Below are 18,533 nucleotides of genomic sequence, written 5' to 3'. Positions count from 1 at the left end.
GGAGGGACTTATTTGATATCTATAACTTGGATCTCATATACAATCGGAGAATTTGCGGCAATCTTTACATTACCATCTTTATCTTTTACCTCTTTAGTATCATAGACCCATGGTGAAGGGGAGATAAAGCGGATTTGAGAGTTTTTCTTTAATCCATTAGCTGTTAATCCACCAATTTTTACATCCTGATTGTTGTAGGAAAGTGTTTTTGGTAAAAATGCCGTATGCCATGCATATGGACGGTTAGATAACAGATATGTAGTCGTTTTATCCGTTTCAGTCTGATCTGTTACAGTACCATTGATTAATTTCTCTTTAAATTTAACAGTTACTTCAGGCGCTACAATTCCATTCCCCATAGAATTAAATCTATACGTATAAGAACTTGCTTCGCCTTCTGTAATGACTTGATACCATATTCCTGTCGCTGTATCTAATTTAGCATTTGTGAAATTTGTTTCAGCATATGATTTTAGCTGAGGTGCCTGATTTGCAATTATTCCTTTAATTCTTGCATTTTCAATAGAATCTTTGATTCTCTGCTCTTCAATTAATCTGTTCCAATCTGTATCATCACTCTTGTTACAAGATGCAAAAATAAAGGTCCCCACTAATCCGATAGCGATAATTCTAAATACATTTTTCATTGTGTTGTTGTGTATATATTTTACTAATGTGTTTGGTTATTTACTGTCTTTGTATTCCATTTTTATAACTTCTATTGTGTAGTCCAGCGGTGAATTAGCCGGTACCTGACCTACAGTCATATTACCATAGGCATAATAAGATGGGGTTACAAACCGGATAATACTTCCGGCTTTCAGTCCGTTGCGCGTTAATCCTCTGATCTGTGTAGTCACTCCGCTTATTTCATAAGGTAGAAATGCCAATTGCCATGATGCAGGCTGTTGTGCGAGAGAAACGGCAATGCCTGTCTCTGTCTGGTTGTTTTGTACCACAGATCCGGTCAATAGTTTGCCGGTAAACTTCACAGTAACAGTAGGTGCAAGTGCCCGTACGACCGATTGGCCTGTATTCGGGTCCGACACAGTTTCCGTCTTATACTGGAAATTTTCTCCTTCACCTTCTTCAATCAATTCAAACCAGATGCCGGTTGTATCTTTCTTAGCTGTAGGGAAATTGGTTCTTATATAATTCTGGATATCAACGGATTCTTTTTGATATTGTTCGTAGTCATTAAAGACATCATCATCTTTGATACAGGACGCAAACAGGCTTATTGTAGCCAGTCCCATGATCAGTAATTTTCCTAAACTTTTCGCAGTCATTTTTTTAAGTATAATAAGTCAGTCGAAGCCTTATCGATTAATTAGACGTAAGATACCGAATTATTGCTACATTAAATGTTAAAATTATTTAACATATTTTAATAACTCTTTGCTGCTGAGGTATTTGTTTGTGTTTTTTTTGATCGAAAAATCATTTTTTAACAGAATTAACTGAGGAAAAATGAGTTTTTTACCGGGAGGATTGAAGAGTAAAGCCACTTCATGGAAATGTCCGGAGACTTTATGTTTGGAAGTATTTTTAAGCACCTGGCCGTCGAAATTTACAGGGCTGATGCTTTCTGCATCAAATCTGACAGCATAGTAATGTGTATTAATGTAACGGACAATGTCAGGATTCTGAAATCCTTCTTTCATCATTTTATGGCAGTAGGAGCACCAGTCCGTGTAGAAAAATAACAAAGTTTCTTTGGGCTGAGCATTTAAGGAATCGGAAAGTTGCTCAAAAGTAAGCCAGTTAATTTCTTGTCTGGCCTGCGCCTGTGCGCTGACCAAACAAGAAAGGAATAAAATATTTAAGAGTACTGCTTTCATGTCCTTTGTAAGGATGGTTTTGAAATTTACAGGTTTAATGAAAATGGCCTATTTTGACACCTATCGTAAAGGTGCGGGGTCTGGAAGGGCCATAAATATATTCGGAATCCCGTAATGCTCCGCGATCAAAATCTTTTTGATAAGCATTAAATATATTTTGTACACCACCGCTCAATTCCAGATTCAGATCTTTTTTCAATGAGAAGGTATAACCTAGTCTGAGATTAATTTCCATAAAGTCCGGACTTTTAGTCATGATCATATATTCTCCGTCTATCAGATGCGGAATATCCATTTTTCCGGTATATACTCCGGTCAGGTCGACAGCAAATGCTTTTGAAGCCTTAATATTACTATTGAGGTATCCGTATACTCTTGGAGCCCGTACAAAATCGGTGATGTAGATTTCAGACTGGTCATTCTGAAATAAAAGCTGCGATTTCTTGTAGCGTGATCGTTGAATGGTACCACCTGTCTGGATGGTCAGAAACGGAGAGGGAGCCACGTTAATTTCAATATTACTGCCATATACTTTTGCTCCTTCACCATTGATCATCTCTTCGATCAGTACACCATCTGTTTCGCTGGAAAGTACATTGGTAAAAGGATTTTGTAAATCTGTATAAAAACCCTCTACCAATACATTGGCCTGAACATTACCCAGGCTTGGGGAATAATTCAGGGAGGCAGTATAAGCATTGGAGTATTCATTTTTGAGATTTTCCGAAAGCAATACAAATACCTGTTGTCCGCCTATAGAGGTTACGTGCATATCTTCATTAAAGGCCTGAGGAGCACGGAATCCGCGTGCATATCCTCCTCTGAATTGAAGATTGTCCATCACATCATACAATACAGTAAGTCTGGGGCTGAATGTTCCAAAACTTACATCAGATTTCCGGTCAATATTTTTCAGCTGATACGTTCCGTCTACAATACTGTAATCGTACCGGACACCGGCCAATGTTTTGAAACGGTCAGTGGGCTTCCACTCGTACTGAACATAAGAACCTATATTCTGTGTTTTCTGATCAATACGCCTGTTGTAGCCGGGGATATCATCCTTGGTCTCATTGCTTTGATACTCGGCCCCCACAGTGAACACATCCCGTTCAAAATTATGCACGTATTGTGTACCACCGACCATTGAAAGGTCTGTGGTCTTTCCGTAAGCATTGGCAGCAACAAGGCTGTCTGCTGCCGTTCTGTTGCCACCTAGTCCGCCATAGAAACTATCCCGGTTGCTTTTCTGGGCTGAAAAATAGGCAGACCATTTACGCTTGAAATCTTTTGAATAGTGGTCATAGGTGAGACCTCCAATAAAAGAATTTGTCTGCAGCTGTTCCGTAATATCCGTAAAATGAGGGGCAATGTCAAGCTGATCACCCCCTCGTCTGAATTCATGTAGCGTGCTGAAATCCAATGTTATTTTGTTGAATTCAGAGGGTTTCAGAAAAGCCTTGGCACCAAATGTCGTGTTTCTAAGTTTGGTCATTTCCGAAAAACCGTCTCCGTTGGCATCAAAAGCCTGTCTGTTGCGGTTCATTCCGTAAAAAGTTACCCCCGACATCAGCTCATTATCTACAAAAGATGTGTTGAAATCAACTGTGTTGTCCCATTTTTTACCATCAATAAGCGAGTTTGTACTTTTAATCTGCCAGTCATTTTCAACAGGATCTTTAGTGATGATATTGATCGTTCCGGCAATCGCATTGGATCCGAATAATGCAGATCCGCCACTTCTCACCACTTCAATGCGGTCTATCATACTGGTAGGAATCTGATCCAGTCCGTAAACACTGTTTAATGCACTGAATACCGCGCGACTGTTGATCAGAATCTGCGAATAAGCACCTTCCATACCATTGAGTCTGACCTGAGAAAAACCGCAATTCTGACAATTGTTTTCCACGCGTACCCCCGGTTGATAGTTCAGGGTCTCAGACATCGCTACGGACTGTGTAGCATTAAAGAGTTTCGGGCTCAGTACGCTGACAATCACCGGCGCTTCCTTTCTGTTCATTCCATAACGGGAGGCACTCACTACCACTTCATTCAGGTTCAGATGATCTTCCTGCAAGGTCAGGATGAGCACAGAATCGGTAGACGAAGGGAGAATATTCTTTTTGAGAGGTTGATATCCTACTGCCCGGATCTGAAGAGTGAACGCGTGGGGCGGAGGATTCAGTAGTGTAAACTGTCCGTTGTCGTCAGATGCGGTAGCTTGTTTGGATTTGTCTACCTGAATGGTCGCATGGGATACAGGCGCACCCTGTGTATCCTGAATAACTCCTTTCAGCGCCTTTTGGGCATAGGTATCAATAGAGGCTAATAATAATATACAAGCAGTAATGTAACGTAAATACATATAGATCAATAATGTTAAATGGCGTAATAGCGTTAGTGTGGAATGTTTGCAATAAGGAAATACCTGCACTAAAGCTTTTCCCGGCATTTTATTGCGGGAAAAAAATAAATTAGAATAAGAAGTAAAAGATTACGCCAGATATGGAGGTCCCCGCAGAAAATTGTGGTCTGTGGCGGTAGAAACTTCATTTACGATGAGGGGTTTATACCCGCTGATCGTCAGACTGCACAGAATCGCAGAGGTAAATACGATCATGTCCGAATCGATAAATGTACCTTGATAGACTACATTTAAGAATTGGATTTCATCGTCAGATTCGTGGTGTTTTTGTTTTGATTTATTTTTCGTGAAGTCGTAAGGGTGGATGTGTGTCACAATCTCACCGGTAGAGGTGACTTCTTTGTGCATAAAAATCACACCGCTGATGATAATCATGCACATCCATACAGCAAGTAAGGAGGCGATTATGCGACGATATGAACAGGTAAAATGCACGTTTATAAAGTTATAACAAAAAAAACGTTACTGCAAATGCAATAACGTTGCAAAAATATAAAAATTTTTTAATGTAACAGAGAGGGTTACATTATTATTTTATCAATTTATTGTTATCATCCGGGAATACCAGAGTCGGGATATGTTTCCGGGCTTCTTCCATTTCCATTTGAGCATATGAAATGATAATGACGATATCTCCTACCTGCACCAATCGTGCTGCTGCTCCATTCAGACAAATTGTTCCGGAACCTCTTTGACCAGGAATGACGTATGTTTCAAGTCTTGCTCCGTTATTGTTGTTGACGATCTGTACTTTTTCGTTGGCAATAATATTTGCCGCATCCATTAAGTCTTCATCGATCGTGATACTACCGACATAGTTTAATTCGGCCTGAGTCACACGTACACGATGAATTTTGGATTTCATTACCTCAATTATCATAATGCAAAGTTAGATTTTTAAATAAAAAAAACAGCTACGGGGTTATTTTTATGACAATTAATTCAAAATCATATTATCAATAAGTCTCACTCCTTCTACCCATGCCGTTACCAGAGCTACGTATTTTTTATCTGCTTCTATCGTATGTGCTTCATGCAGAGTCGTTGTCTCACATATAGCAAAATATTCCACTTTTACACCTGCTGTCTGCTCAAGAATGGCAATAGCTTCTTCCTTTAACTGATCAGGAGAAGTCTGCGTGAATTGATTACGCACATGGCGCAACGCTTTTGAGAGTGCCAGAGCTGTTTTCTTACCTGCTTCGGAGAGGCGTGCATTTCTGGAGCTCAGTGCCAGACCATCTTTATCTCTGACAATAGGACAGATAGCGAGCTGTATGGGAAGATGCTTATCCTTTATCATTTTATTGATGACCATTACTTGCTGAAAATCCTTTTGACCAAAGCAGGCAATGTCAGGCTGTACTAATGTAAAAAGCTTGTACACAATCTGTGTCACACCCTGAAAGTGTCCGGGACGGTGTTCTCCTTCCCATATGCTGTCCAGGTCGCCCAGGTCAATATGCCATTCTTCATTTGTACCGTACATTTCTGCTGTAGAAGGCATGAATAAGATATCGCAATTTGCAGATTCCAGCATCCGGATATCATGCTCAATAGGGCGGGGGTATTTCTCCAGATCTTTCGGATCGTTAAACTGAGTCGGATTGACAAAGATGCTGCATACCCGTATATCGGCAATGGGTTTGGCGTATTCGATCAGGGAAATATGTCCTTCATGCAATGCCCCCATCGTTGGTATAAGTGCTACTTTCTGTTTAGCCTCACGAGCTGCAGACAGATAGTCCTGCAGCTCTTTTTTGGTTTTAAATATCTCCACTTTTTAAAACTTTTCTGAGGGGCAAAAATGGGGAATTATTTTGTGATTCTAAAGCGATGATCTGTAGTGAATTGCGAAAGTCATAAATTATCTGTATCTTTGTGGACCGATTTTACTGTTCTATTAAATAACTAAATAACTGGAGATGGCTAAAACGAAGATATTGTTTGTAACCCACGAGATGTCGCCTTTCCTCGAATTAAGTAAAATTTCTGAAATTACACGCCAACTACCTCAAGCAATGCAAGAAAAGGGTTTTGAAATCAGAATCCTGATGCCTCGCTTTGGTAATATCAATGAGCGTAGAAATCGTCTTCATGAAGTGATTCGATTGTCAGGAATGAATATTGTGGTGGATAATAACGACAATCCATTGATTATCAAGGTGGCATCCTTACCTGCAGCACGAATGCAGGTGTACTTTTTGGACAACGAAGATTATTTTCAGCGTAAAAAGGTTTTCAAAAATGAAAGCGGAGAATTTTTCGATGATAATAATGAACGCTCTGTCTTCTTCTGTAAGGGGGTTTTGGAAACGGTCAAAAAATTAGGATGGTCTCCTGATGTGGTACATTGCCATGGATGGTTCTCTGCACTGGTACCGGCGTACCTGAAAACAACTTACAAAGATGATCCCGCATTTAAAGGTGCTAAAGTCATGTATTCTTTATACAATGAAGATGACTTTGGAAGTTCTTCTTTGCATGCAAAATATGCTGAAATAGCTCCTGAAGGAAGCATGACAGCAGAAGATGCTGCAAATTACGGTAGCGGAAGTTATGTTGATGTATACAAAGGTGCGTTGGCTTTTACAGATGTAGCTGTTATCGCTGATCAGGGTGTTTCGCAAGAGATTATTGATTTTGCAAAGAGCAGAGATATTCAGATCTTCGAACCAAACGGAGATGAAGACTATGAAGCTTTCAATGATCTGTTCGATCAGTTTGCTCCTGTAGAAGAGGAAACAACGGTTTAAGTCGGAATTAATACCGGTTTAATCACTTTTAAACGTATAATATAAATCTCTGTCAGTCAAACTGACAGAGATTTTTTTATGTACTTATCTCCGGAAGATAAAAGGGCGCTTTTATTAAAAGCGCCCCGATTATCAAACTGCGGATGAATCTACAGGTAGGTTCTCCACAATTTGATACTATATATTACCACCCATGAATCCAAAGCCGTGTTAATCAGCATCTGTTAATTCTTAAAATCTACATTCGATATCCAGCTTCTTAGTATTCCTGCTCCGGCCACCGCATCATGTCCGTTACCGGTGATGTCCTTAAATGTGTTTCCTGCTCCTTCATCCATAGGCCAATAGCCGATTAAGTCCGGATTTTTGGCATTGATAGCAAAATACATGTTGTTTTTGATCTGATTCTGTGTAATAGCTTTTTTCCATAACCGGACCTGAGCCATCTGACATCTGTCCCTGAAGTAGGTACTGCCACTGGCGATCATCTGTAGTGCATCAAATCTCACGCTTCCGCCATTCGGTGCAGGTGGCTGAAACTTGACGTCAAGCTCTCCGTCGCGGTATATAGTCAAGGTGTTACCGTCATATACAAATGCCCAATGGTACCATTTATTCGCTTCCAGATTAGATGCAGTCTGAATCTGTCCGCCCAGTGTTTTGATCTGCAGATAATTGTAAGGTCTGTTGGCATCTCCGAATCGGATGTAAATCTCATGATCACTGCTTCCGGTATTGAATATGGCCTGATTATTAATGCTGTAGGCAGACATTTTAGTCCAGCATTCCAGGCTCCATTGAATTGTGCTGATGCCCCATTTATCTGCCGGCAGTGCATTTACCTGAGTAGTTGAGCCAGACATTTCGGGTACCGATACCCGTAAAGGTTTTGCCAGCAGGTATATAAAACGGGATTGTGAATTGGAATTCGCAATATTGCCTTTCAATACATTTCCTAATTCCACTCCCAATGCATACCTGTTACCATTTGTTTCAAAGTCTTCTACCCGTATCGTATAAATGGCACTTATTTCTCCGGCAGGAATAACCACCTTTGCATTTGCAGGTAAGGAGAAATTGGGCACAGGTAAATATTCAGAGCTGGTCTCTTTATTATAATTATCTAACAAAGAGGGGGTAAGCTTTACTTCCACTTCTACATCTTCAGAAACTTTTTTCGCAAGACGCACAAGGATGTTAATATCCGCACCATTATTCATGGTAATAGTCTCTGCTTTTTCAGAACTATTTGCGGCACTGCTGATATAGATGCTGTTATCTATAATCTGATATTCTGCATTTTTACAGGAAAGAATCAGACAGCTCAGACTTAATAGGATATATTTCAAGGTTTTCATTTTCATTTGTTTAGGTTACATTTATTTTTGGGCTTTTCGCTCATTGAATATCCGGTACAGATTGGTAATGCCTTGTCTCAGGAAGTAATATTCAGGAGATCCGTCATAGTCTCCCTTACCTTTTGGCATATAATCAAATCCGGAACGGTATAAACCACAGCCACCAATCTGTTGATCAAGACCGTCAGCTTTATATATAAATTGAGACATAGACAGAAAACCTCCTCCGGTGTTGGCGTAGGACTCAAAGTTTTCAGTAAGAAGTGTTCTTCTTACTACTTCATCTGCTGTGATTCTTCCAGCAGCTATATGTGCACTCATATCATCAATTACCCCTTTTACTCTTGATGTCTGATTCGCTACAGTAGTGGATCCATATGCCTGCAGAACGAAATAATCAAAATATTGGGATTCCCAGTCTTTATCCATTCGTCCTCTTATCCCTACCTCTCCATCAATAATCAGTAGCAGTCCTGGTTTAGCTGGTTTTCTGCCATCGCGTTCAGTACGTTGAGATCCCGGTCCAAACCAATACCCTAATTCTTCTACGAAAATGCGTCGCTGTACCCGGTTTGTCCATAGGTAACTTCCGCCTATACCTCCGCCCTGTGGTTCATAATCCCAGTCAAATCCATCATATCCCGCTCTTATTACCGCATCATAGATAGCTTCACCATATTTTCGTATTGCAGGCCGTACAACAGCTTCATCCGAGCTGTTGCCAATATTGTAAATTGCATCTGCAGGCATATCATCACCTATTTTTGCAGAAAACAGCGTGACAACTACTTTTGTCCCTTTTACTTTCTGTACATATTCCATGTCTGCTTTTCGCTCCGGACTCAGGTCAAACTTGGGATGCCCGCCCCAGTTGGATGCGATTGTAATGGAGTCTGGTAATCCTCTCAGACTATTTTCACCAGTAGGTGCCACACCTGTCCAGTTATCAAACCAGACAAAGGTCTGCGGCAATCCGGGAGTATTCTTCCATTCCCGGAGGGCGGCATAATATTCATCCGACTTGACAGTCGCATTCAGATCAGTAGAATTATTATTAAGTGACTCGACCTCCGTCCATTCTTTACAGGATTGGAAGGTCAGGACATATAATGCGGTTATCAGTATAATATGTATATTTTTCATAATGTTGTTCATAAAGAATAGAGTTTAGTTTTTCTTTGCCCACCATAAATCTGTAGAGGCCACATCATCGCCACCTAACAGCGATACGGCCTGTGTCACATTTGCTCCGTTGCTTCTGTATTGTGCCTGCGGATAGGGCAGGCGTCTTGCCAGACGACCGGATGTATTAACAACGTTGCCTATAAAACTGCTGGAGCTGAGGTTGTTTACTGCCGGGAAAAACTGTGGAAATCCGGTACGTCTGTGATCTGCCCAGGCTTCCATACCATAAGGGAAATTAGCCAGCCACTTTTGCGTAATAATTTTTTCCAGTTTGGAATTCTGTGTACCCGTGACATCATCCCAGTTTACAGTGATACGGTTGGGAACAGAAATGTTAGATGCACTCAGAAAAGGATTTGTATAAGCCTGAGGAACAGTTTTGCCTGCCAGATAAGTGCCTATTACGACAGCATGCTGGCTCATAGAAGTCTGGATGCCGCTCTCATAGAAATTTTTGGCTTGCGCATCACCGCCGGCGATCCATCCTTTGAGTGCCGCTTCAGATTTCAGAAAAGCAATCTCAGATGCACAAAAAACTAATATTGGTGTATTTGCAGCAAATGCAGGTTTTGAAAAGTTAGACGCATTGCTGTAAGTCGTCTTATTGATATTCTGGATGCCCGTTCTGACCCCCCGATACTGACCATTGGATATTGCCGTCATATATTTTGGTCTGCGGGGATCTTCAAAGCCATTCATATAGGAAGATAATACCGCATTGATGGCCAGATCACCCCAATTCACTGATGCTTTGTAGTAAGGATTGTCGTCTGTCGGAATCCAGGCATTATCCGCATTTGTTTCTATGGCTCCGGCCTGCATAGCCTGCAGGAACATACCTTTTGCATAATCTGTATCCACTGAAGAGATCCGCATAGCCATACGCATTTTTAAGGAATTTGCAAATCTGATCCATTTTGAGAAATCACCCTTGTAGATAACATCATAGGTAGACATAGGATTATCTTTCGAATTATTGGTCTCCTGAACAAAATTGTTCAATGTGTTGATGCTGCTGTTTAATTCCTCAAACATCAGATGATAAATAGTTTTTACATCATCGAAAGCTACATTGTCATCGTTGGATTCTCCGATTTTGGAATAAGGGATAGGACCATACATATCTGCTACACGCAACATGGCTGCCACCCGGATAATACTTGCCCAGGCATAGATATAGCCCTTACTTTCCGTCACTCTTTTGATCTTAATAAAGTTGGAATTGAAATCGACCATAATATCTTTGAAAGGGACTTCTACCCAATCCAGTGCCGGATTAAAGGTGCCAAAGTTTGTTCCCTGCCAGTTATTTGTCGTAGCAAAGTATCCTCCGTACTGTCCTCCGACCATCTGTTCTATATGCTGACTCTTATTTTCCTGTGCGTAGTGCATGGTGGCAATAAGGGACGGAAATAACGTTCCCAGTTTTTCCGAATTGGTCAGATCTTTTTCCGTCGGATTTGTAGGATGTGTATTGAGACTCTCAAAATTTTTGGTACAGGAGGAAGCAAAGATCATAACTGCTACTATACCTACACTGTATATATATTGAAATGTTAGTTTTTTCATAATTTTTCGAATTAGAATTGTAGCTTAAGGTTAAAGCCTATATTTCTGAGGCTGGGTTGCATAAAGAAATCAACTCCGGTATAATAGGTGCTCGATGCTGAGGGCACTGATTCCGGATCAAACGGAGCTTTGTTATAGAGCAATGCCAGATTATTCCCTACAATTCCGATGGTTGCATTTGCTATATTTCCCAGGAACCTTTTATTGATTGTATATTCTATGCTCAATTCCTGTAGTCTCACATTGTCAGCTTTATAAACATACAAATCAGACTTGCCTGTTCCTTCAGCTACCACATTCATATAATCCTGTGCTGAGATTTCATGTCCGAGAATATTAATATTCCCCTGACGGCGTAAGTTGGCGCTATATTCAGATACACCGTACCTATCCAGAATAGCTTGTGTATTGGAAACTACTAATCCGCCAAAGCGACCACTTAGTACAACATTCAGGCGTAAATCCTTGTATGTAAATGAATTTCTCCAGCCCATATGTGACTTCGGTAACAGGGATCCTAATTTTCTGTAATCGTTCGTATTCAACGTTTCCATTGACGGTAACAGAGTTGAAGGATTTAAGTAAATGTAACCGTTGTTATCCCGTTTAAAATCGGATGTAGAATAGATATCACCCATAGATCCACCTTCTCTGAGGCGTACTACCGGCGAACCGATACTTCCTAATGTCGCTTTATCTACATAGTTCTCCAGTGTAGGATTATCTCTTAATACATCAGCTCCGTAAAGACTTACAATCTTGTTTTTATTGAAAGAAAAGGTCAGATTACTGCTCCATGCGAATTTGTTCCAGGTATTCTGGTAGCCAAGTAACAACTCAACACCATTATTCCGGACATTTCCTGTTTGAATGATTCTGCCTGTATATTCTGTGCCGCTTTCCAGGATAGTATGTGTCTGATTTTCTGTATCTGAGCTATAATATGTGGCACTGAGTGATAAGCTGTTTTTTAGAAACTTCATGTCCAGACCGAATTCATAAGAGGTAGTCAGTTCGGGCTTTAAGAAAAAGTTAGGACGGATCTTAGCAAGAGCATAGGTATTGGTCTGTGCATCATAGATATACTGTTCTGTTGTCAGATAAGGATCGTATGAGTTACCAACTTTGGTGTAGGAACCCCGGGCTTTAAGATAAGAGAACCAGGTTGGAAGTGTAAATGCCTCACTCAAAACTGTAGAAAGGCCTATGGATGGATAGAAGAACGAGCGTTCCGGAGATTGTGACCAGGCTAAGGCTGAATCCCAATCGTTTCTTCCGGTCAGTGTAAGGAAGAGGTAGTTTTTGTACCCGATCTCGGCATTCGCAAAAACGGACTGTGTCTGTCTTTTGAGTCCGTCCTGATCGGTCTTAAATGTACCTACAGCTCTGTTCATATTCTCTATACTGAAATAATTTATGATCTGCTGCAGATCGCCTTCAATAGTATAGGCATTCATCCGTTTGTCTTTAATGGATGCCCCTGCGTTGATATTAATATTAAAGGGATCAAAATTCTTTGTATAAGTAGCAATCAGATCCGCATATACCTGTCTCTCTTCACGTGTTGTAAGGTTATGTCTGCCTTTAGGACCTGCAAGTGCTCCCAAAGTGCTCGCATATCGGTTGTCTGTACTCTGCAGGTTCATATTATCGACATTGACACGTCCTGTGATATTCAGATCGTTAGAGAAGTTGTACTTCAGGGAAGAGGTCAGCATGTATCTTTTGCGATCTGCATTTCTGTTCATGCGGTACATCGTCCAATAGGGATTCTGGATAGATAACCCCTGGTCTCCGTAGATCCAGTATTGTTTGTTTACCTCTGTTACAGGATCGAAACGTTCGAATAACTGAACATTTGAAAAGTCTTCGTTTCTTGGGAACAGATACAATGCAGGTAAAGGGTTAAAATATTGTCCCTGTGCTACCATATTTCTGTTGTTTTGGATGATGTAGTTGACACTTGCATCCAGCACCAGCTTATTGTCCAGAAATGTAGTGGTGTTCCGGTAAAGAAAATTATATCTGTTGTATTTGTTGTTTGGTATAATCCCATGTGCATTATTTGCGCCTGCGGAAAAATAATTCTGGCTTTTTTCATTACCTGTAGAAAGTGCGACTACATTGTTGACATTTGATCCGGTATTGAAAAAATCTGAGGGTTCATAGCGCATAGCGGTTTCTTCTCCCCAGCTCATAACAGATCCGGCCACGTTGCCATATGTATTCTGGAATTTGGGCAATAATAAAGGATCTGAGAAAGTAGTACTATGGCTCAGCGAAAGCGTGGTTTTGTCTGCCGACCCTTTTTTGGTGGTGATCAGGATCACACCGTTCGCACCCTCAAAGCCATATAACGCCGCTGCAGAAGGACCAGTCATGACTGAAATGTTTTCGATATCATCCGGATTTATATCCGCAATACTCTCTGTTCCGGGCTGCGCTGTCATTTGACCGTCCCCGCCACCAGAGATAAAATTATTCATGGGAACTCCGTCTATTACATACAGCACATTATTGTTAAGTGAAATAGATTTATTACCCCTCATGACTACTTTTACTGCTCCTCCGGGACCTGCAGAGCTGCTGTTAATCTGTGCACCGGCTACTTTGCCGACTAGCGAATTGACAAAGTTTGAATTTTTTACAGTGGTCAGATCTTCGTTTCCTACTTTCTGAACCTGATAACTCAATGTCTTTTCTGAACGCTTAATCCCTAAGGCTGTAATAACAACCGTTTCGATCTCCTGCTCCTGGGGCATAAGTACTATTCGTATGGCAGAAGACGATTTCACTTCATAACGCTGGGTATGATAACCGATGTAAGTAATCGTTAATACATCTCCAGGCTTGCCCTCCAGATTAAATGCTCCGCTTTGATCTGTTGAGGTACGTTTCTGATTTGCATTGTTCAGAATAGATACACCTGAAATAGCCTGTCCCAGCGAATCCACAATTGTACCCGATAGTCTGGTCTGGATCGTTACACTTGTCTTTATTGCTTCAGCTTCAGGAGTTTTGTCTTTCTTCTGGCTGATGATAATGTATTTCTGATGAATCTTGTAATCAAGAGGCTGGTTTTTAAGCAATGCCTGCAGAGCTTCTTTCACAGGCTTTCCGTTCAAAGAAATATTTAGTTTTTTGGTGTCCCTGAGTACATTTTTCTCATATACAAACGTGTATTCCGATTGCTTTTCTATATGTTCAAAAGCATCCTCCAGCCTGGCATTCTTTAGGTTTAAGGAGATGTTTTGAGAATAGCCCCGACTAAAACTCAATGTCAAAAATGACAATAACAACAATAAGGATAACTTCATAATGAGGAAGGCCTTTGTTTTAATACTATTTTGAAATAAATAAATATTACTTTTTTCAATATTGAAAAAAATCATAAATTAGATGGATTAGGTTTAAAATCTTGTTTACGCTCGATGGAAAAGCTATTCACTTTGCCGGTTTGTTGGCGGACAAACCGGTTTTTTTATAGCTATGTGTGTGTTTATTTTTTTGTCTTCATAACTTTTAATGTTTTAAGGTTTAAATCAAATTTTACTTCTTCGGTTAGTTCAAGTACTGTAATAAGTTCTTTTAAGCTGATGTCTTTTGGTAATTTCATTACAAATTCAGCCTGTATCGGTTCGGAATAAACAATGTCCACACCGTACCATCTGGCTACTTCAGCCATCAGCGCATTTAATGAAATTGATTTTTTAGTGAAGTACCCGTCTTTCCATGCCATGATCTGATCCAGATCGACATTGTTTTCAAGTTTCATCATATTAGCTCCACTATATTGCAATTGTTGCCCCGGTAAAACAGTTTTTTTTAGATTGGACTTGCTTACAGCCACCGCACCTTCTAATACTGTTGTATAGATTGCGGACTGAGGAGAATAGGAGTTGATATTGAAATGAGTCCCCAGTACAGTGACTTGCATATCATTGACATCTACAATAAATGGTTTGGATTTATCTTTTGCAACTTCAAAGTAGGCTTCACCCTTTAGTTGTACTTTCCTGCTGCCGGAGGTGAATGAAGTCGGAAATTTTAAAGAAGAAAGTGCATTCAGCCATACACGGGTTCCATCAGGCAGTAATATCTGATAAAAACCTCCTACAGGTGTTTCGATTGTATTGAATGTAAGCCTGGAGGTTGAGGCAGAGCGCACACTGTATGTTACCTGTCCATCATTGGATTTCGTTATCCGTATATTTCCTTCTTCTATAGCAGCGCCCTCAGATAAAGAATCTAATATTACTTTGTTTCCGTTTGATAAGGTAAGTATAGCCTTGTTGCCACCCGCGGGAATATCGTAAGTAGTCGCATCCGTAATAAGAGGTTGTGGTGTATGATTCTGGGAGAAAAAATAGATACCTAAAACAATCAGTATACTCGCAGCGATGGACAGCGGTTTGATCCATCTTATTTTTTTAGATGTGGCTACGGAAACAGGTTTTGTGGCAAGTATGGATTGTATTACTGCATGAGGGTCGATTTGTGGCAGACTGTTATCCTGAGCTTCAAATTCATCATTGTAATGTAACAACAGCAGTTCTTCAGCCTTTTCTCTGTTGTCCTGATTTGAAAACCAGTGGAATAGTTGCTGACGCTCTTTTTCTGACGCTGTTTTATCGTAATACTTACGGAATAAGTCATGTATCTGCTCGTCTGTCATTGGTCTATAATAAAAGATAAAACTGGTTATATGCTATAAAGACATATAACCTTAAAAAAGTGGTAATGAAAAAAATATTTTTTTTAAAATCTTTGGTATACCGCAGACAGGATGACCAGAAGGATTCCTCCTTCTTTACCTTTTAATCTGGTTTTCAAGGTCTGATTGGCCAGATACATATGCTTACGGACCGTTTCCACTGAAATATCGAGCATCCGGGCGATCTCCTCATATTTCATTTTTTTTAGTTTGCTCAGACGGAATATTTTCTGTTGCTGCAGAGGAAGATTATCAATTTCCTGTTCAAGAAGTGTGTAGTAAAGTTCCAGATCGGCCTTCTGTTCTTCTTCCTCTTGCGGGATCTGTTTAAAGTTTGCTTTTTCGTCCAATGATTCAAATAGTACACTCTTTCTGGATTTTTCATTCAGGAGATTGTAGACTCTGTTTCGTGTGATGATAAAGAGATAATCTTTAAAATTAGTAATCGTATGCAGATTCTCCCGATCTGTCCATATTCTCAAAAATACTTCCTGCAATACATCTTCGGTCAGAGAAATATCCTCTAACAATTTAAAAACATAATTACCAAAAGGCTTATAGTAGTGCAGAAATAAGGTCTCAAAGCTTTTATGATCCCCATTACTAATAGCGACTAATAAAGTATGTTCATTATCAAGACTGGTTATTTTCAAGTTTAACATAAATGTTACACAGCACGAATATAGGATATAATAGGCTTTGTTTTTAGTAAGTGCGTTACTAAAGTATGAAAAAGATATATTATTTAACCTCTTGGAATAAATTTAACTGTTAGTGTTAAGCTAATCTTTCTTTTTTTCTGGAATGGAGGAGGCTTATTCTTTCTGTTTAGAGCGGTATGCGCGCAATGCGTTTTACACAAAAAAGGCTTCTATACAAACGTATAGAAGCCTTTTTGATTATTTTATAAATTTTCTTATGGTCTTGAACTGGCTTTCGGGCGGCTGGATTTACCTGGCTTAGGAGCTTTTCCTGCTTTAACACGTTGATTGGCTGCAGGTCCAAACACATTACCAACCATTGTCATTGCACATCTGAATCCGGTCATCGCATTCGACTGATCCTGTTGCATAAAACGTCTTGTAGCCGGATTCAACCAATACGCTCTGTCATTCCATGATCCTCCTTTGTATACACGGGAGTTATTATTGACAAGTGTTGTATTTCCATAAAGTTTAGGGTCGATTTCGTCATCAAAACCACGGGCGTCGTTGTTATAAGAAGAGATACCGGTAGTTGCTGAGCTGTCTCCACTGTTTTTAGCGGCTTGTAGTTCTGCCCAGGTTTGTTTTCTCGGCGCTTTTGCCGGCACTTTTACTGGACGTCCGTATTTATCCTTTGCAAGGATGCGTTGTTCAGCATCATCGTATTTTTTATCTGTAAATACATTTCCACGGAAAGGATTGAAATCTTCAAAATCTTCAAAAGATAATTGTCTGTACACATCGCCTACCCACTCATTGACATTACCTGCCATATTGTAAAGACCGAAATCATTGGGTGCATAGCTTGTAACAGGCACAGTAATATCACCGCCATCATTCAGATTGCCGGCTACACCCATATTGTTACCTCCTGTGATCTTGAAGTTGGCAAGCATTTGTCCCTGATTTTTTCGTTTATCCGAGCGTACACCAAGTCCGTTCCAGGGATATATTTTACTTGTATTGATATTTCCTTCTTCTGTATTTCCGATCAGACCTAATGCCGCATATTCCCATTCTGCTTCTGTAGGCAGACGATAAGGTTGTTTCAAAATACCGTCTTCCATACGTACCGTGCGTTTCGCTCCTGCAGCAGCACCCGGACGTGCATCGGCAGGCATATTCTGTCCGTCATAACCTTCTCCTTTCAGCTGGCCATTAAGGTACATATCGGTATTGAATTTACCTCCCGCATTCTGATTTTGGGAATTTTTCTGATAATCGACCAATATACCACTCTGACGTAAAATGTTTTCATTTACACGGTCCGTTCTCCAGGTACAATAATCATTTGCCTGATCCCAGGAAACACCTACTACAGGATAGTCCTGAAATGCCGGGTGTCTGAGGTAAAGATTGACATAAGGTTCATTATAGGAAAGCGGATTTCTCCAGACCAAAGAGTCCGGCAACGCATTGTAATACATTTCACCGTCTTCGGGAAAACTCTGTGCAATCCAGTGCAGGTATTCAAGCCAGTCAGCATTAGATACTTCCGTCTCATCCATGTAAAAAGATGCAACTGTAACACGCCTTTTCAAATTGTCATGAGAGTAGGCCAGATCTTCATTCAGACTGCCCCCCATAACAAATGTACCGCCCTCAATCGCCACTAATCCAGGACCGGGGGATTCCTGTACCTTTCGGTTGATATGAAGCCCTCCGTTATATGGATCGTTGTACGCAACACCGGTTTTGGAAGAGACGTCTTTCTTACCTTTATTTGAACTGCAGGAAGAGATCAGAACTACTCCGGCCACGATAAATAAAAGTTTTGACAGACTAAAATTTGAAACGTTCATTATTAAGGTATATGTGTTCATATATATGTCTGTCAAAAGTAGTAAATATTTTTTTTAAAAGTTATAGACAAATAGATTGATTCGTAGCTTTTTAACTACCATAGGAGATTTTACACGTAATATACTGTTTTAGTAGCAGTTGTTCTTTGTAATAAATATTCAGAAATAGGTTTCAT

At 40.2% G+C, this 18,533-nt stretch carries 15 protein-coding genes; 1 reads left to right on the top strand and 14 read right to left on the bottom strand.

The genetic code is table 11. The features are described 5' to 3' along the window. Positions 1 to 8: 8 nt before the first annotated feature. The 7 genes from HMPREF0766_RS18565 to panC form a co-directional block, all read right to left on the bottom strand. Entirely contained in the window at positions 9 to 647 is a 639-nt protein-coding gene (locus HMPREF0766_RS18565; RefSeq protein WP_003000693.1) for an FKBP-type peptidyl-prolyl cis-trans isomerase, read from the bottom strand. Between the two features lie 36 nt (positions 648 to 683). Beyond that, on the bottom strand, positions 684 to 1,289 hold the full coding sequence (locus tag HMPREF0766_RS18560) for an FKBP-type peptidyl-prolyl cis-trans isomerase (RefSeq protein ID WP_003000691.1): 606 nt from the start codon (positions 1,287 to 1,289) through the stop codon (positions 684 to 686). Positions 1,290 to 1,373: 84 nt separating this feature from the next. Then, complete coding sequence (locus HMPREF0766_RS18555; protein ID WP_003000689.1) at positions 1,374 to 1,841, bottom strand: thioredoxin family protein; 468 nt, start codon at positions 1,839 to 1,841, stop codon at positions 1,374 to 1,376. A 34-nt stretch (positions 1,842 to 1,875) separates the two neighbouring features. Continuing rightward, the gene (locus tag HMPREF0766_RS18550) at positions 1,876 to 4,209 is read right to left on the bottom strand and encodes a TonB-dependent receptor (protein ID WP_003000687.1); all 2,334 of its coding nucleotides are present in this window, start codon (positions 4,207 to 4,209) and stop codon (positions 1,876 to 1,878) included. Positions 4,210 to 4,338: 129 nt separating this feature from the next. Continuing rightward, positions 4,339 to 4,644: a hypothetical protein gene (locus tag HMPREF0766_RS18545; RefSeq protein ID WP_003000686.1), complete on the bottom strand. Its 306-nt coding sequence runs from the start codon at positions 4,642 to 4,644 to the stop codon at positions 4,339 to 4,341. A gap of 154 nt (positions 4,645 to 4,798) precedes the next feature. Then, positions 4,799 to 5,149 (bottom strand): aspartate 1-decarboxylase, encoded by a 351-nt coding sequence (panD, locus tag HMPREF0766_RS18540; RefSeq protein WP_003000684.1) that lies wholly within the window; start codon positions 5,147 to 5,149, stop codon positions 4,799 to 4,801. A 57-nt stretch (positions 5,150 to 5,206) separates the two neighbouring features. Next, positions 5,207 to 6,049 (bottom strand): pantoate--beta-alanine ligase, encoded by an 843-nt coding sequence (gene panC / locus HMPREF0766_RS18535; protein ID WP_003000682.1) that lies wholly within the window; start codon positions 6,047 to 6,049, stop codon positions 5,207 to 5,209. A 145-nt stretch (positions 6,050 to 6,194) separates the two neighbouring features. Here panC and HMPREF0766_RS18530 point away from each other — a divergent pair, with 145 nt between their 5' ends. Continuing rightward, positions 6,195 to 7,025 carry a glycogen/starch synthase gene (locus HMPREF0766_RS18530; protein WP_003000679.1) on the top strand — a complete coding sequence of 277 codons (831 nt, stop codon included), beginning with the start codon at positions 6,195 to 6,197 and terminating at the stop codon, positions 7,023 to 7,025. 224 nt (positions 7,026 to 7,249) lie between these two features. Here the strand turns inward: HMPREF0766_RS18530 and HMPREF0766_RS18525 are convergent, their stop codons facing one another. The 7 genes from HMPREF0766_RS18525 to HMPREF0766_RS18495 all read right to left on the bottom strand — a co-directional run bounded on the left by HMPREF0766_RS18525 (position 7,250) and on the right by HMPREF0766_RS18495 (position 18,357). Continuing rightward, positions 7,250 to 8,383: a DUF1735 and LamG domain-containing protein gene (locus HMPREF0766_RS18525; RefSeq protein WP_236590587.1), complete on the bottom strand. Its 1,134-nt coding sequence runs from the start codon at positions 8,381 to 8,383 to the stop codon at positions 7,250 to 7,252. A gap of 21 nt (positions 8,384 to 8,404) precedes the next feature. Continuing rightward, a complete protein-coding gene (locus tag HMPREF0766_RS18520; protein WP_003000674.1) occupies positions 8,405 to 9,538 on the bottom strand; it encodes a glycoside hydrolase family 18 in 1,134 nt (377 codons plus the stop codon). Between the two features lie 12 nt (positions 9,539 to 9,550). Beyond that, entirely contained in the window at positions 9,551 to 11,137 is a 1,587-nt protein-coding gene (locus tag HMPREF0766_RS18515) for a SusD/RagB family nutrient-binding outer membrane lipoprotein (protein ID WP_003000673.1), read from the bottom strand. An 11-nt stretch (positions 11,138 to 11,148) separates the two neighbouring features. Beyond that, positions 11,149 to 14,454 (bottom strand): SusC/RagA family TonB-linked outer membrane protein, encoded by a 3,306-nt coding sequence (locus HMPREF0766_RS18510; RefSeq protein WP_236590585.1) that lies wholly within the window; start codon positions 14,452 to 14,454, stop codon positions 11,149 to 11,151. A gap of 182 nt (positions 14,455 to 14,636) precedes the next feature. Then, on the bottom strand, positions 14,637 to 15,812 hold the full coding sequence (locus HMPREF0766_RS18505; protein WP_003000669.1) for a FecR family protein: 1,176 nt from the start codon (positions 15,810 to 15,812) through the stop codon (positions 14,637 to 14,639). An 83-nt stretch (positions 15,813 to 15,895) separates the two neighbouring features. Then, positions 15,896 to 16,513 carry an RNA polymerase sigma factor gene (locus tag HMPREF0766_RS18500; protein WP_003000667.1) on the bottom strand — a complete coding sequence of 206 codons (618 nt, stop codon included), beginning with the start codon at positions 16,511 to 16,513 and terminating at the stop codon, positions 15,896 to 15,898. Positions 16,514 to 16,767: 254 nt separating this feature from the next. Next, entirely contained in the window at positions 16,768 to 18,357 is a 1,590-nt protein-coding gene (locus tag HMPREF0766_RS18495) for an SUMF1/EgtB/PvdO family nonheme iron enzyme (protein ID WP_115388648.1), read from the bottom strand. Positions 18,358 to 18,533: the final 176 nt, after the last annotated feature.

Origin of the sequence: Sphingobacterium spiritivorum ATCC 33861 (genome assembly GCF_000143765.1) — a bacterium.
Classification (GTDB): domain Bacteria; phylum Bacteroidota; class Bacteroidia; order Sphingobacteriales; family Sphingobacteriaceae; genus Sphingobacterium; species Sphingobacterium spiritivorum.
The sequence above is the reverse complement of the archived record's forward strand: the minus strand, read 5'-3'. Positions and strand labels throughout refer to the sequence as shown.

Bases quoted from the DNA above. Each gene is read 5' to 3' on its own strand.
- HMPREF0766_RS18565 (WP_003000693.1), bottom strand. From the start codon at position 647: ATGAAAAATGTATTTAGAATTATCGCTATCGGATTAGTGGGGACCTTT.
- HMPREF0766_RS18560 (WP_003000691.1), bottom strand. From the start codon at position 1,289: ATGACTGCGAAAAGTTTAGGAAAATTACTGATCATGGGACTGGCTACA.
- HMPREF0766_RS18555 (WP_003000689.1), bottom strand. From the start codon at position 1,841: ATGAAAGCAGTACTCTTAAATATTTTATTCCTTTCTTGTTTGGTCAGC.
- HMPREF0766_RS18550 (WP_003000687.1), bottom strand. From the start codon at position 4,209: ATGTATTTACGTTACATTACTGCTTGTATATTATTATTAGCCTCTATT.
- HMPREF0766_RS18545 (WP_003000686.1), bottom strand. From the start codon at position 4,644: ATGATTATCATCAGCGGTGTGATTTTTATGCACAAAGAAGTCACCTCT.
- panD (WP_003000684.1), bottom strand. From the start codon at position 5,149: ATGATAATTGAGGTAATGAAATCCAAAATTCATCGTGTACGTGTGACT.
- HMPREF0766_RS18530 (WP_003000679.1), top strand. From the start codon at position 6,195: ATGGCTAAAACGAAGATATTGTTTGTAACCCACGAGATGTCGCCTTTC.
- HMPREF0766_RS18525 (WP_236590587.1), bottom strand. From the start codon at position 8,383: ATGAAAACCTTGAAATATATCCTATTAAGTCTGAGCTGTCTGATTCTT.
- HMPREF0766_RS18520 (WP_003000674.1), bottom strand. From the start codon at position 9,538: ATGAACAACATTATGAAAAATATACATATTATACTGATAACCGCATTA.
- HMPREF0766_RS18515 (WP_003000673.1), bottom strand. From the start codon at position 11,137: ATGAAAAAACTAACATTTCAATATATATACAGTGTAGGTATAGTAGCA.
- HMPREF0766_RS18510 (WP_236590585.1), bottom strand. From the start codon at position 14,454: ATGAAGTTATCCTTATTGTTGTTATTGTCATTTTTGACATTGAGTTTT.
- HMPREF0766_RS18505 (WP_003000669.1), bottom strand. From the start codon at position 15,812: ATGACAGACGAGCAGATACATGACTTATTCCGTAAGTATTACGATAAA.
- HMPREF0766_RS18500 (WP_003000667.1), bottom strand. From the start codon at position 16,513: ATGTTAAACTTGAAAATAACCAGTCTTGATAATGAACATACTTTATTA.
- HMPREF0766_RS18495 (WP_115388648.1), bottom strand. From the start codon at position 18,357: ATGAACGTTTCAAATTTTAGTCTGTCAAAACTTTTATTTATCGTGGCC.